Below are 12,778 nucleotides of genomic sequence, written 5' to 3'. Positions count from 1 at the left end.
CACGGGTCGGCGTTCGGTTCGTCGGCCGGAAAGGGAAAGAGACCATGGGTTACATCACCGTCGGCACGGAGAACAGCACGCCGGTCGAGCTCTACTACGAGGACCAGGGTTCCGGGCAGCCGGTCGTCCTGGTCCACGGCTACCCGCTGGACGGGCACAGTTGGGAACGTCAGACGCGCGAACTGCTGGCCCAGGGTTATCGGGTCATCACCTACGACCGCCGAGGCTTCGGCCAGTCCTCGAAGGTGAACTCCGGTTACGACTACGACACCTTCGCCGCCGATCTGAACACGGTCCTCGAGACCCTCGACCTGCGGGACGTCGTCCTTGTCGGTTTCTCGATGGGCACGGGGGAACTCGCCCGCTACGTGAGCCGGCACGGTCATGAGCGTGTCGCGAAGCTCGCCTTCCTCGCCTCACTGGAGCCGTTCCTCGTCGCCCGCGACGACAACCCCGACGGCGTGCCGCAGGAAGTGTTCGACGGCATCGCGGCGACCGCGAAGGCGGACCGGTACGCCTGGTTCAAGCAGTTCTACGCGGACTTCTACAACCTCGACGAGAACCTCGGCACCCGTATCAGCGAGGAGGCGGTGACCGGTAGCTGGAACGTCGCGGTCCTCAGCGCTCCGGTGGCCGCGTACGCCGCGGTCCCGGCATGGATCGAGGACTTCCGCGCCGATGTCGAGGCGGTCCGTGCGAGCGGCAAGCCCGCGCTGATCCTGCACGGAACGAAGGACAACATCCTCCCGATCGACGCCACTGGCCGCCGATTCCACAAGGCGCTCCCCGAGGCCGACTACGTCGAGGTCGAAGGAGCACCGCACGGCCTGCTCTGGACCCACGCCGACGAGGTCAACACCGCGCTGCGCGACTTCCTCTCGAAGTGACGGTGGCCTGACGGACGCGGCGCGGGAGCCGAGGCGCTGGAAGGCGTGGCCAGGAGCCGCGTCTCCCAGACGATGTTGCGTCAACCAGCGCCGCATGGGCCGTCGGCTTGGGTGTCGCGCAGGGAATGGATCATGCTTTGCAAGATCCGGAACGCGCCTGACTGCTCGGTGTCGGTCAGGCCGGCCAGCATTCTCACCTCGACGGAACGGACGGCCACGGTCGCCTTCTCCAGGCTCCGTCGGCCGCGCGGTGTGAGCCGCGTGGGGAGGACCTTCCCGACGGGCGCCGCCGCGGGCCTGGTCACGTAGCCGTCCCGTTCCAGGGTCTGGAGCAGCACGTTCATCGACTGCCGCGTGACGAACGCGCCGCGCGCGAGGTCGGAGTTGGACAGGCCCGGCCGTTGAGCCAGCAGTTCCAGGCAGGAGTAGTGCGTCACGGTCATTCCGAGGGGGCGCAGTACCTCCTCCATGGCCGCGCGCAGAGCGCTCGAAGCCTCTTTGAGCAGGTAGCCCAGTGATTTGTCCAGGTCGATGCCCGCGCCGTTTTGACTCATGTCAGTATTCTGACATACATTGGCCTGTGTCAGGAATCTGACATGAAGAGAACGGAGCATCACCATGCCCGCCACCGGTCCCGACTTCATCTCGCTCCAGGCGCGCGACCTCGGCGCCTCACAGGCGTTCTACGAGCAGTACCTCGGCCTCGTCCGCTCGCAGGCCGGACCTCCGCACGCCGTCGTCTTCGAGACGAAGCCGATCGCGTTCGCACTGCGCGACATCGTTCCCGGCACCGATCTCGCGTCCGTCGCCCAGCCCGGCATCGGTGCCGCGATCTGGCTGCACGCCACCGACGTCCAGGCCGTCCATGACGCTCTCGTCGCCGACGGTCACACCATCGTCTCCGCGCCGGTCGACGGCCCCTTCGGCCGGACGTTCACCTTCGCCGACCCCGACGGCTACCAGATCACGCTCCACGACCGCGCCTGATCGGCCGCTCATCGGCGCACGGCTCAACGGCGCACGCCTCAACGGCGGTACGCACAAGGCGATGCCGCCCAGCGTGTCCCACCGCGGGCCGTCGGCCGTCGCCAGGCGGTACGGGTCAGACCGGCGGCAGGACGGCGAGGCGGCGCGGGCTCGGGGCCGGTTCCGGCAGCCGGAGCGGCGCGTCGCCCGGAGTGATCCGGCCCAGTACCCGCGGGGTCGCGGAGCCGGTCGCGCCGGGGACCACACCGGGAATCCCGTGCCAGCTGAGGAAGCCCAGCAGCGCCATCAGATACGCCTCCTTGTCGCCCGCGGGCAGCCCGCGCTCGTCACTGGTGACGAGGACCGCGGGGCTCAGCCGCTCGCGCAGCGCCGCCATCAGCGCCGGATTGCGCACCCCGCCCCCGGAGGCGACGACCTCGGTGAGCCCGTACCGGCGGCAGGCGTCCGCGACGGTCACGGCCGTCAGCTCCGTCAGCGTCGCCATCAGATCCTCGTCCGACACCGGCGGCAGCCCCGCGCACCGCGGCTCGACGTAGTCGGCCCTGAACAGCTCGCGGCCGGTGGACTTCGGCGCCTCCCGCCGGTAGTACGGCTCGTCCAGCAGCCGGGCCAGCAGGTCCGGGCGTACGGTCCCGGCCAGCGCGAGGCGGCCGTCGAGGTCGCTCCCGGCCCGGCCCCCGGTGACGCGGTGGGCGGCGGCGTCGAGCAGGCAGTTGGCCGGACCGGTGTCGAAGGCGACGACCGGCTCGTCCCGGCCGCCGACCACCGTCACATTGGCGATGCCGCCGAGGTTCAGCGCGGCCCGGCGGGTCGGTACGGTCCCGGCACCGGCCGACGTGTCGTCCGCGAGCCACAGCGTGTCCAGCGTGCTTGCGAGCGGCGCGCCCTGGCCGCCCGCCGCGATGTCGCGGGCCCGTACGTCCGAGACGACAGGGAGTCCGGTCGCCTCGGTGATCCACGCGGGCTGGCCGAGTTGCAGGGTGCCGAGGGCGCGGCCGTCGGTGATCCAGTGGAACACCGTCTGGCCGTGCGAGGCCACGAGGTCGGCCCGGCCGCCGGAGAACCGCTCGATCGCCCTAACGACCGCCGCCGCGGACGCCTGCCCCACCAGCGTGTCCACCTCGCACACCTCGGCGAGCCCGACAGCTGACGGCGGCAGCAGCCCGAGCAGCCGCTCCCGCGTCTCGGGCGGCCACGGGTACTCCTCGGCCCCGAGCGGCCGCAGCGTCAGCACCTCCCCGTCGAACCCGAACTCACCGACGGCGACATCCAGGCCGTCCATCGAGGTGCCCGACATGAGACCGACGACGATCACGTGACTTCTCCAGGAGTGCGGGGTCTGCGGTCGCCCCAGTATGAGCGGACGTGTCCTCCCCGCTCACCCGGGGCTCCTCGCCGTCACGCGGCCGAGGCGGCGTGGACGAGCGGACGGCGAGCGGGGAGCACGGCGCCTCGGGTCTGCTCGGCACAGGCCGCCGGGTCGCCGCGCTCGACGGCGAGGTCACCGTGTCCAGTCCGGTCGGCGGACCGACCGTCATCCAGGCGGAGTTGCCGTGCGCGTGGTGCTCGCCGAGGACAACGCGCTGCTGCGCCAAGGGCTCGTCCTGCTGCCCACCTCCTCGGGGCACGAGGTGGTCGACGTCGTCGGCACCGGCCCCGAGGCGCTGCCCGCGCTGCTCGAACACCGCCCGGCCATCGCCGTACTCGACGTCCGGATGCCGCCCGGCTTCCGGGACGAGGGCCTGCGCGCGGCGTGCGAACGCGAAGTCCTCGCACTGATGGCGGAGAGCCACGACAACACCACCGTCCGGTCGTAGCAATGCGGCCCTGTGCGGGACCTAGCCGGTGAGGGCCTGGGTGATCTGGCGGGTGGTCTGTGCGGCGACTCGCGGATCGTCGGCGGCGTAGGACACGTAGGCGTTCAGGCCGGTGGCCAGTGCCCAGCCGCGACCGCGTGTCCAGGTGGCGTCGTCCACGCCGAGTGTGGCGCGGAAGGCGGCCCGGCTCCCGGCCGACATCAAGGTGAAGGCGACCATCAGATCGCAGGCCGGGTCACCGAGGGCGAGGCCGCCGAAGTCGATGACCGCGCTGAGGCGGCCGTCGACGGTCAGCAGATTGCCGGTGTGGAAGTCGCCGTGCACCCAGACCGGTGGCCAGCCCCACGCGGGGGCGCGCAGCGCCGCGTCCCACAGGCCGGTCATCGCCGCCGCGTCGAAGGTGTCGCCGACCCTCGCGACGGCGGCCCGTGTCGCGCGGTCCCGCGCGGCCAACGGGCTCGCCGCAAGGCCCGTTGGCCCGTCCGCGACCGAGTCCGGCGGTGCGAATCGCTGAAGGGCCAGCAGGAACTCCGCCAACTCGACCGCCGCGCCCACCGATTCGCCGAGCCGCTCGACGGTGGCCACCTCGCCGTCCAGCCACCGGGTGACCGCCCACGGCCACGGATAGCCGAGGTCGGGCCGTCCGACAGCTACGGGTACGGGGACGGTCAGCGGCAGGTGCGCGGCGAGCCGGGGCAGCCACCGCGCCTCCTTCGCGGCCTGGCCGATGGCGCCGCGGTGGCGGGGGAGGCGGACCGACAACTCCCGGCCCAGCCGGTGGATCACATGATCGGAACCGGCCGCGCCGAGCGGTTCCAGGGGAAGGCCGGCCCACCGCGGGAACTGTCTGTCGACCAGCCGTCGTACCAGCGCGGTGTCGATCGCGGGGCGGAAGTCCGCGGCGTCCGGGGTGTGCTGCGTGGTCAGGACGGCTCCTTGAAGCGATGCGATCGATGTGGCTCGGCGGTCGCTGACGGCCGTGACTGTTCCAGCGGGCGAGGCGCGGTCCGCCGACCGGATTCTCCGCGCGGGCCGGTGACGACCCGCCCGGCCCCGCCGAGGCGGCGGTTCACCTCAGGGCGCGAGCCGTGCGACGGCTCCCACCTCCAGGGCCGACCAGACAGCGCCGTCCGGACCCACGGTGATGCCGTGCGGCTCCGATGAAGCGGTCGGCAGGTCGTACGCGGTGATCTCGCCGCTCGCCGCGCGGTGACCGATGCGGTTGGCTCCCCATTCGGTGAACCAGCAGTCCCCGACGCCGGCCGCGACGACGGCGTGCGGCTTGGCCGTACGGTCGGGGAGCGCGAACTCCTCGATCCGCCCGTCCGTCGTGATCCTGCCGATCTGCCCCGCCGCGATCTCGACGAACCACAAGGCGGCGCCGTCACTGGCGATGCCGACCGGCGCGGCACCCGGAGTCGGCAGGGGGTACAGGTCGACCGCGCCCTCGACGGTGACGCGGCCGATCGCGTTCGCCTGGTTGAGCGTGAACCACAGCGCCCCGTCCGGGCCTTCGGCGATCGCCGAGGGACAGCCGCCCTGTACGGGAAGGGCGTACTCGGTGATCTCTCCCTCGACGGTGATCCGGCCGATCCGGTCGGTGTTCATCTGCGTGAACCACAGCGCGCCGTCGGGGCCGGTGGTGATGCCGAAGGGGCCGCTGTCGGGCGTCGGCAGCCGGTAGGAGCGCAGTGCGCCGTCGGTGCCGACGCGGCCGATCGCGCTCGCCAGATGGAGGGTGAACCACAGCGCGCGGTCCGGGCCCGCAGTGATGACCGTGGGGCGGCTCTCGGGCGAGTCCAGCGGGAATTCGCTGAATTCGCCGTCGAGGGTGAGGCGCGCCACGCTGCCGTTCTGCGCGAGGGTGAGCCACAGGGCGCCGTCAGGTCCTGCCGCGATGCCGTAGGGGCCGGCGTCCTTGCCCGCCACGGGGATCTCCGTGACGGCCGGGCCTTCAGAACGCTGCACGGCGAATCCTCCTGCGGAAGCGAATGCGGGTAGCGCATACGGATGGCGGATACGGACGGCGGATACGGAGGGGGACGCCGATACGGTCGCGGCTCGACCGACGTCCGTGGCCGGTGCGGTCCCCGTCCCGATCACCCCCGCACCCTGCTGACACGGGGCCACCGGGCGCAACTGATTTCCCGTACGGGCCCGGCGCGGGAACGGCCGGGCCGCGCGCTCAGCGGCCGGTGACCACCGCGTGCCGCCGCGCCCACGCGGTGATCGCGTCCGCGATGGCCAGCGGCTGGTCCTCCGGGGCGTGGTGCCCGGCGGGACCGCAGTGCCGGGTCTCCAGGGCCGCGATGTTCGCCGCGCACCAGTCCGCCGTCTCCGGGCCGATCAGCAAGGTGGGCGAGGAGTCGAAGGTGAGCAGCAGTTTGGGGACCTGATCGCTGCTCGCGAGCCACTTGTCGTACTGCTCGACGCGCTCGGTGACATCGGCCGGCTCGCCGTCCAGCGGCAGTGAGCGGGCCCACGCGAGGATCGGGCGGCGGCTCTCGGGAGTCGGGTACGGCGCCCGGTAGGCCCGCAGGTCGTCCTCGCCCACCGGGTGCAGCACCCCGCCGGTGAAGGCCGACTCCAGGAAGACGTTCCGGTCGAGCACCAGGGCTTCGCCCTGCGGCCCGCGCATGGTCTCGGCGCGCGAGCGCGGTCCCTCGCCCAGTTCGCTCCAGGACATCGGCCGCACGATGGTCTCGAAGAAGGCCACACCCAGGACCCGGTCGGGGTGGCGGGCCGCCCAGTCGAAGGCGAGGGCCCCGCCCCAGTCGTGGCCGACGAGCACCACCTTGTCCAGGTCCAGCCGGTCGAACCACGCGTCCACGTAGCGCGCGTGGTCGGCGAACCGGTACGACACGTCGGGCTTGCCCGAGCGGCCCATCCCGATCAGGTCGGGCGCGAGCAGGCGGGCGGGCAGGTCGATCGCGGGCAGCACCTTGCGCCACAGGTGGGACGAGCCGGGATTGCCGTGCAGGAGGACGACGGGAGTGCCGCTGCCCGTCTCTTCGTGGAACATCGTCGAATCGAGCACCTTCGTCACGGTCATGACGCTTCTCCACATCGCTAGTCACACTAACGGTTATCTCGTGTCGAAGATAATCCGTTAGTGGCACTAACGCAAAGTGTATGATCGCGGCATGAGCAACGGCGCGCGTGACACGGCACCCCCGACCGCACCGCAGGCCACCGTCGCGGCCACTCCGGCGCGGCTGCGGAATCTGCGGACCCGGCTCCTGTCGCTCGCCGCGATCCGCTCGGACCGCCTGGTGAACGAGGAGCTGACGCGGGAGGGCGCCCGCAAATGGCACTACGCGGTGCTCGCCACCCTGGAGGAGTTCGGGCCCGCCAGCCAGGCCGAACTGAGCGGCCGTACGGGCATCTACCGCAGCGACATGGTCGCGGTCGTCAACGAACTGGCCGAGAGCGGGCTGCTCGAACGCTCGCCCAACCCCGCCGACCGTCGGCAGAACATCATCGCGCTCACCGAGCCGGGCCGCCGCCGGCTCCTGAAGCTCGACGGACTGCTGACCGAGGTGGAGGACCAGGTGCTCGCCCCGCTGTCCGAACCGGAGCGCGCCGAGCTGGCCCGGCTCCTCACCGCCGTCGTGGACCACCACGGGCAGCACATGTGATACCGGCCCGTGCCCGCGCCCTCTAGCGGCCCCTGGCTACGGTTTCCAGTCCGCGGCCAGGAGCCCGAGCAGGACCTCGTCCAGGAACTCGCCCATCACCCACGCGGATGAGCGCAGCACGCCCTCGCGGACGAAGCCGTTCCGCTCGGCGGAGCGCAGCATCGGGTCATTGTCCGCCAGTGTCTCGATCTGCAACCGGTGCAGGCCGCGCACGACGAAACCGTACTGGCACAGGGCCGCGACCACGTCCGTCCCGTAGCCCTTCCCGCGAGCGGACGGCAACAGGCCCAATCCGATGTGCGCCGACCGGTTGTGGGTGTCGATACCCCAGAGCGTCGCGGTGCCGACCAGGGCGCCGCCGTCCAACTCCACGACGGAGAAGGCGACATGCCCCTCCTCCTTGTCGTCCACGAACAGCCGCGGATCCTTCGACTCGGGCGAGACCGGCCGCCACGGGCCGCCCTCCGCTCGCGCGGCGTTGACCACGTCGTTGTAGAGCTCGGTCCGCAGGACCGGGATGTCATCCGCGTGCCGAGCCCTCAGCCCGACCTTGTTCCCCTTGAGCATGCACGTTTCCTATCCGAGCCCGTCGGCCGACGGCAAACCGAATACCGGCGTCATCGACCGAAGGCGACGCGTCGCGCGCGAGGCCGACTCCGGTCGTCCGGTTGTCCGGGGGGTACGCGAGCGAGCCGCGGCCTGGCCCGAGAGGCGGTTCACCGCACCGATAAGCTGCCTGATCATGATGCGTGGGTGGTTCCTGTCGATGCTGCTGGTCCTCTGCGGCGTGGCCGCCGCGACGGGGCTGATCCTCGGCGGGAGCCCCGGCCGGGCCGCGACCTTCCTGCTGGCCTTCGTGCTGCTCGCGGGGCTGAACTCGCCTCTGGTCTTCCCCCGGTCGATCGGCGCGTCCGAGGCGCAGCGCCTCAGCGCCGCCGACGGCCGGCCGATCGTCTACTGGCGGCCGGGCTGCAAATTCTGCCTGCGCCTGCGCTTCCGACTCGGCCGCAGGGCCCGCCGGTTGCACTGGGTCAACATCTGGCGTGACCCGGCCGCGGCGGAGGCGGTGAGGGCGGTCAACGAGGGCAATGAGACCGTCCCGACCGTCGTCGTCGCGGGCCGGCCGTACACCAACCCCGATCCCGCGTGGGTGCGCGAACAGCTCTCCCCGTCCGCTACGGCGTGAGGGCGCGGCGGTACGTCAGGCCGGGGCGGCCGGAGAACTGGTGCTCGCCGACGACGGTGAAGCCCGTACGGGCCAGTACGGCTCGGGAGGCCGCGTTGTCGAGGGTGGTTCCGGCGCGCAGGACGGTCAGCCCGTAGTCGGTGGCGGCCGTGCGGCACAGTTCCCGTACCGCCCAGGTGGCCAGGCCCCGGCCCGCGGCGCGTTCGGCGATCCGGTAGCCGAGGTCGGCGCCGCCGTCGGCGACGTCGACGAGATTGATCCGGCCGAGGACGTCGCCCTCGGTGCCGGTCACGACGTGGAAGTAGCAGGCGCCGGTCTCCTGCTCGGCCAGCCGGTCACGGAGGTGGTCGTCGAAGCGGGCGAAGAAGTCGTCGCCCCGATCGGGGATCGTCGCGGCGAAGTAGGCCCGGTTCTCCCGCTCGAAGGCGAGCAGCGCGGGGGAGTGGTCCGGGTGGAGCAGTTCGATCTGGGGCATGGCCAGGAATATAGGCAGTTGGGCCGCCGCGCGGCCTGTGGTTTTCCGCCGGCCGAGGCGCGCGGGGTCATCGGGGTCGGTCACGGCTCACGCCGCGGGCCTCGCAGACAGGTCGCCAGGAGGCGGCGGCAGGTGGCGTCCCAGCCCGGCTCGGACGGCCGGAGCATGTGCGCTCCGGCTGGGCAGGACGAGTTCTTCACCCTCTTCGGTGGGCCGGTCGCGACGCGGACGCAGCCGCCGCAGCCGCTCGACGCGGCGGCCGAGGCCGCTCTCCTCGCCCCCGAGCCTGATCGGCGCCGGCCATCTGCTGTTCGCCGACCGCGACGGACCGCCGCCGACACCCGCCGCGATCCGCAAGGTCGTCGCGGCCGTCCTCCCCGGCGCCTGAGGGGACGGCTCACCGCGGGCTCCGGCCGGTCGCGGTGCGGGCCCGCTCGCCTCACGGGCGCGGTTCAGACCGCGGCCACCATGCGCTGCCGCGCCCACTCCTCGAAGCCGGTGAGCGGGATGCCGAGCTCCCGCGCGTACTGCGGGCGGCCCGGCTGGTCGACCGCGTTGAGCCATTCATGCGAAGCGCCCATGGCCGGCATTCCGGCGGCGAGCGCCTCCTGCTCTGTCATGTCCGGCGCGGGCAGGTGCGTGCCCAGGGCCCGCGAGAGGACGTCGGCGATCTGAGTCATCGACAGATAGTCGCCCGCCAGCTCCAGTTCGACCCGGTCGAACCGCTCCGGATCGGCGAAGGCCGCCGCGGCGGCGCGGCCGATGTCGTCCACCGCGATCAGCGACAGATGGGTGTCCGGCCTGAGGACGCTCACCAGGCCGCCGTCGATGCCGCGCGGGAACAGGAACGCCATGGACGGAAGGAAGTTCTCCATGAAGAAGCCGGGCTTGAGCAGCGTCCAGTGGGGGAAACCCGCCGCGCGGACCGCGTCCTGGATCGCGCTCTTGGCGCCCAGGACGGGTTCCATGTAAGGCCAGCGGCCCTCGGCCCAGCCGGGCGCCTCGGTGTGCTGACCGGCGCCGGTCACGGAGGTGTGCACGAACTGCGGCACTCCTGCGGCCTTCGCGCCCTCGACGAGGTTGACGCCTTGCGTCACCTCTCCCTCGAAGTCGAAGCTCTCCGCCGTCATCTCGGGCATCTGTACGGAGAAGACGGCGCGGACTCCCTCGGCGGCCCGGACCACGGAGCCGCGGTCGCGCAGGTCGCCGGTGACCAGTTCGGCGCCGAGCGCCTCGACGGCCTTGGCCCGGTCGGCGGCCGGATCGCGGACCAGGGCGCGGACGGGGACGCCGGACGCGAGCAGGGCGCGGGCGGTGGCGCCGCCCTGCCGGCCGGTGGCGCCGGTGACCAGGACCGGTGCGGGGCGTGCGGACATGATGCTCCTCGGGTGCTCGTGCGGGGAGACGCTAAACGGCGGGGCCCGCCGTTTCTCTTCCGGGTACGATATGGCGGACCCCGCCACTTGGCAACCATGGAGGTAGGCCATGCCGGATGGCCAGCGCGCTGATGCCCGGCGCAACTACACGCGCATCCTCGCCGTGGCCCAGCAGGAAGTCGCCGCCCACGGGGCCGACGCCTCGCTGGAACAGATCGCCCGCACGGCGGGGGTCGGCTCCGCGACCGTGCGGCGGCACTTCCCCACCCGCCAAGCGCTGCTGGAGGCGGTCTCCCGGGAGCGGATCGAGGCCCTGCGCGTCCGCGCGCACGAGCTGACCGGCGAAGGCGAGAGCCGCGGCGCGCTGCTGGAGTGGCTCGGCGACGTCCTCACCTACTGCGTCTCCGCCCGCGGCCTGGCCACCGCGCTGTCCTACAACGCCGCCGGAGTCGACCCGGTGCACAACAACAGTTGCTCGGCCACGCTCGAAGAAGCGGCGGGCCCGCTGCTCCGCCGCGCCGCGCGGGACGGCGCGGTGGCCAAGGACGTCACCGCCCTCGACCTGATCACCCTGCTGGTCGGCATCGCCCTGGCTACGGAGCACGCCCCCGACCCCGCCGCCCGCGCCCGCCAACTCTTCGACCTGTCGGTGGCGGGCCTGAGCCCCCAGCGCTGAGCAACGGCGCCTGTCGCCGTCGGCCGCGCGGGCGCTAGGTCAATACGACGAGGGCCTGTCCGGCGGATCGGGAATGGCCCCTTCGGCGTCTGGCACGCACGCCCGTCGCGTTGCCGGAATACCCGAACAGTTCCGCTGTGCGGGCATCCCGGCGCCTTCCGCTCAGCGGGTCCCCCCGGCCGGAGTCCGGGGAGCACCGGTCGCCGCCTGGACCGCCCATGATCCGCCGGACAGGCCCTAGTCGGGAGACGGCCCGTCGGCGAGCCGGTTGTTGCGGTCGATCTCCGGCATGTGGGTCTCGGCCCAGTCGCGCAGGGCGGCGAGGGGGTGTTCGAGGGACAGGCCGAGGTCGGTGAGGCGGTAGTGGACGGCGGGTGGCACCGTCGGTTCCACGCGGCGCGTGACCAGGCCGTCGCGGACCAGGCTCTGCAAGGTGGCGGACAGCATCTTCTGCGAGATGCCGGGGATGCGGCGCCGCAGTTCGGCGAAGCGGACCTCGCCCGGAGCCTGCTCGGCCAGCGTCTTGACCGCCATCGACGTCCACTTGGTGCCGATGCGGTCGAGCAGTTGGCGGGTCGGGCAGCGCGGATCCAGCAGGTCACCGCGGTCGCCGGGCCGCGGCCCGTACGTGCCCGATGCGTCGGGCCCGGACGTGGTCACCTGGGGCTCACCACCTGAGGGGAAAGTGCCGTCTTGGGCGGACCAGGTTAGTTCCCTAGCGTGATCTTGTCACCATTGGTTACCACTCCTGGAGTCCCGTCATGCCCGAACTGCGCCGCGTGCCCGTCAACGGTGTCGAACTGAACGTCGCCCTCGCCGGATCGGGTCCCGCCGTCCTGCTGCTGCACGGCTTCCCGCACACCTGGGAGGTGTGGACGGACGTCATGGCCGATCTGACCGGCCGCTACCGCGTCATCGCGCCCGACCTGCGCGGCTTCGGCGCGAGTGGTCCTGCCCCGTCCGGATACGACGCGGGCACCCTGGCCGAGGACGCCGCCGCGCTCCTCGCCGCGCTCGGCGTGTCGTCCGCCGCGGTGGTGGGCATCGACGCGGGCGCCCCCGCGGCCTTCCTCCTCGCCCTGCGCCACCCCGGCCTCGTCCGCCGCCTGGTCGTCATGGAATCCCTGCTGGGCGCGCTGCCCGGCGCCGAGGACTTCCTCGCCGCCGGACCGCCGTGGTGGTTCGGCTTCCACCGCGCGGCGCCCGGCCTCGCCGAGACCGTGCTGGAGGGTCACGAAGCCGAGTACGTCGACTGGTTCCTGCGCTCCGGCACGCTCGGCGAGGGAGTGCGCCCCGCACTTCGGGACGCGTTCGTGCGCGCGTACACCGGCCGCGAGGCGTTGAGCCGCGCGTTCTCGTACTACCGCGCCCTGCCCGAGAGCGCGGCGCGGATCGGTGAGGCGGTCGCCGCCCACCGCCTGACGGTGCCGACGATGGCCCTGGGCGCCCAGCCGGTCGGCGACGTGCTCGCACACCAACTGCGCCCGCTGGCCGACGATCTCACCGCACACCTCATCGAGGACTGCGGCCACATCATCCCGCTGCACCGGCCGCGCGCCCTGCTCGCGCTCCTGCGCCCGTTCCTGGCCCGCGACGACGCGGGCAGGGCGTGACCGGGGCGGGCGTGACCGAGGCGGGCGTGAGCGGGGGCAGGGATGACCGCGGACGAGGCGTGACCTGGGCGGCGCACCACGGACCCCACGTCTCCCGCACGCCCCACTCGAATCGTTCACTGT

The 12,778-nt window shown here is 72.4% G+C and carries 15 protein-coding genes and 2 pseudogenes; 8 read left to right on the top strand and 9 right to left on the bottom strand.

What is annotated here, in order from left to right; genetic code table 11:
• The first annotated feature begins 44 nt into the window (after window positions 1-44).
• The gene (locus tag ACFY9V_RS34440) at window positions 45-887 is read left to right on the top strand and encodes an alpha/beta hydrolase (protein ID WP_355347567.1); all 843 of its coding nucleotides are present in this window, start codon (window positions 45-47) and stop codon (window positions 885-887) included.
• 80 nt (window positions 888-967) lie between these two features.
• Here the strand turns inward: ACFY9V_RS34440 and ACFY9V_RS34435 are convergent, their stop codons facing one another.
• On the bottom strand, window positions 968-1,441 hold the full coding sequence (locus ACFY9V_RS34435) for a MarR family transcriptional regulator (RefSeq protein WP_391164268.1): 474 nt from the start codon (window positions 1,439-1,441) through the stop codon (window positions 968-970).
• 64 nt (window positions 1,442-1,505) lie between these two features.
• Between ACFY9V_RS34435 and ACFY9V_RS34430 the strand changes: the two genes are divergently transcribed.
• Complete coding sequence (locus tag ACFY9V_RS34430; protein ID WP_391052454.1) at window positions 1,506-1,874, top strand: VOC family protein; 369 nt, start codon at window positions 1,506-1,508, stop codon at window positions 1,872-1,874.
• Between the two features lie 115 nt (window positions 1,875-1,989).
• Here ACFY9V_RS34430 and ACFY9V_RS34425 read toward each other — a convergent pair whose 3' ends face one another.
• Complete coding sequence (locus ACFY9V_RS34425; RefSeq protein WP_391164266.1) at window positions 1,990-3,189, bottom strand: anhydro-N-acetylmuramic acid kinase; 1,200 nt, start codon at window positions 3,187-3,189, stop codon at window positions 1,990-1,992.
• Between the two features lie 238 nt (window positions 3,190-3,427).
• Here ACFY9V_RS34425 and ACFY9V_RS34420 point away from each other — a divergent pair.
• Window positions 3,428-3,634 (top strand): annotated as a pseudogene (locus tag ACFY9V_RS34420) (response regulator transcription factor); the annotation flags it as partial.
• Between the two features lie 78 nt (window positions 3,635-3,712).
• On the opposite strand, the gene ACFY9V_RS34415 reads toward ACFY9V_RS34420, so the two are convergent.
• From ACFY9V_RS34415 to ACFY9V_RS34405, 3 genes are all read right to left on the bottom strand, one after another.
• A complete protein-coding gene (locus ACFY9V_RS34415) occupies window positions 3,713-4,618 on the bottom strand; it encodes a phosphotransferase (RefSeq protein ID WP_391164290.1) in 906 nt (301 codons plus the stop codon).
• A gap of 147 nt (window positions 4,619-4,765) precedes the next feature.
• Window positions 4,766-5,659: a virginiamycin B lyase gene (locus tag ACFY9V_RS34410; RefSeq protein WP_391164265.1), complete on the bottom strand. Its 894-nt coding sequence runs from the start codon at window positions 5,657-5,659 to the stop codon at window positions 4,766-4,768.
• A gap of 217 nt (window positions 5,660-5,876) precedes the next feature.
• Complete coding sequence (locus tag ACFY9V_RS34405; protein ID WP_391164264.1) at window positions 5,877-6,743, bottom strand: haloalkane dehalogenase; 867 nt, start codon at window positions 6,741-6,743, stop codon at window positions 5,877-5,879.
• A 91-nt stretch (window positions 6,744-6,834) separates the two neighbouring features.
• Here ACFY9V_RS34405 and ACFY9V_RS34400 point away from each other — a divergent pair, with 91 nt between their 5' ends.
• Entirely contained in the window at window positions 6,835-7,329 is a 495-nt protein-coding gene (locus tag ACFY9V_RS34400; protein WP_391164263.1) for a MarR family transcriptional regulator, read from the top strand.
• 36 nt (window positions 7,330-7,365) lie between these two features.
• Here the strand turns inward: ACFY9V_RS34400 and ACFY9V_RS34395 are convergent, their stop codons facing one another.
• Window positions 7,366-7,896, bottom strand: coding sequence for a GNAT family N-acetyltransferase (locus ACFY9V_RS34395; protein WP_391164262.1), 531 nt, complete (start codon window positions 7,894-7,896; stop codon window positions 7,366-7,368).
• 175 nt (window positions 7,897-8,071) lie between these two features.
• On the opposite strand from ACFY9V_RS34395, the gene ACFY9V_RS34390 reads away from it, so the two are divergent.
• Complete coding sequence (locus ACFY9V_RS34390; RefSeq protein WP_391164261.1) at window positions 8,072-8,515, top strand: glutaredoxin domain-containing protein; 444 nt, start codon at window positions 8,072-8,074, stop codon at window positions 8,513-8,515.
• Here the strand turns inward: ACFY9V_RS34390 and ACFY9V_RS34385 are convergent.
• Entirely contained in the window at window positions 8,505-8,990 is a 486-nt protein-coding gene (locus tag ACFY9V_RS34385) for a GNAT family N-acetyltransferase (protein WP_391164260.1), read from the bottom strand. The genes ACFY9V_RS34390 and ACFY9V_RS34385 overlap by 11 nt on opposite strands.
• A 280-nt stretch (window positions 8,991-9,270) precedes the next feature.
• Between ACFY9V_RS34385 and ACFY9V_RS34380 the strand changes: the two are divergent.
• Window positions 9,271-9,378 (top strand): annotated as a pseudogene (locus tag ACFY9V_RS34380) (TetR/AcrR family transcriptional regulator); the annotation flags it as partial.
• A gap of 64 nt (window positions 9,379-9,442) precedes the next feature.
• Here the strand turns inward: ACFY9V_RS34380 and ACFY9V_RS34375 are convergent.
• Window positions 9,443-10,366: an NmrA family NAD(P)-binding protein gene (locus ACFY9V_RS34375; protein WP_391164259.1), complete on the bottom strand. Its 924-nt coding sequence runs from the start codon at window positions 10,364-10,366 to the stop codon at window positions 9,443-9,445.
• Window positions 10,367-10,475: 109 nt separating this feature from the next.
• On the opposite strand from ACFY9V_RS34375, the gene ACFY9V_RS34370 reads away from it, so the two are divergent.
• Window positions 10,476-11,042 carry a TetR family transcriptional regulator gene (locus ACFY9V_RS34370; protein WP_391052431.1) on the top strand — a complete coding sequence of 189 codons (567 nt, stop codon included), beginning with the start codon at window positions 10,476-10,478 and terminating at the stop codon, window positions 11,040-11,042.
• Window positions 11,043-11,279: 237 nt separating this feature from the next.
• Here ACFY9V_RS34370 and ACFY9V_RS34365 read toward each other — a convergent pair whose 3' ends face one another.
• Window positions 11,280-11,702, bottom strand: coding sequence for a winged helix-turn-helix transcriptional regulator (locus tag ACFY9V_RS34365; protein WP_391052430.1), 423 nt, complete (start codon window positions 11,700-11,702; stop codon window positions 11,280-11,282).
• 101 nt (window positions 11,703-11,803) lie between these two features.
• On the opposite strand from ACFY9V_RS34365, the gene ACFY9V_RS34360 reads away from it, so the two are divergent.
• On the top strand, window positions 11,804-12,655 hold the full coding sequence (locus ACFY9V_RS34360) for an alpha/beta fold hydrolase (protein WP_391164258.1): 852 nt from the start codon (window positions 11,804-11,806) through the stop codon (window positions 12,653-12,655).
• The last annotated feature ends 123 nt before the right edge of the window (window positions 12,656-12,778 follow it).

This window comes from Streptomyces sp. NPDC008317 (assembly GCF_042955955.1).
In the GTDB taxonomy this organism is placed as follows: Bacteria; Actinomycetota; Actinomycetes; order Streptomycetales; family Streptomycetaceae; genus Actinacidiphila.
This window is presented reverse-complemented; position numbering and strand designations above follow the sequence as displayed.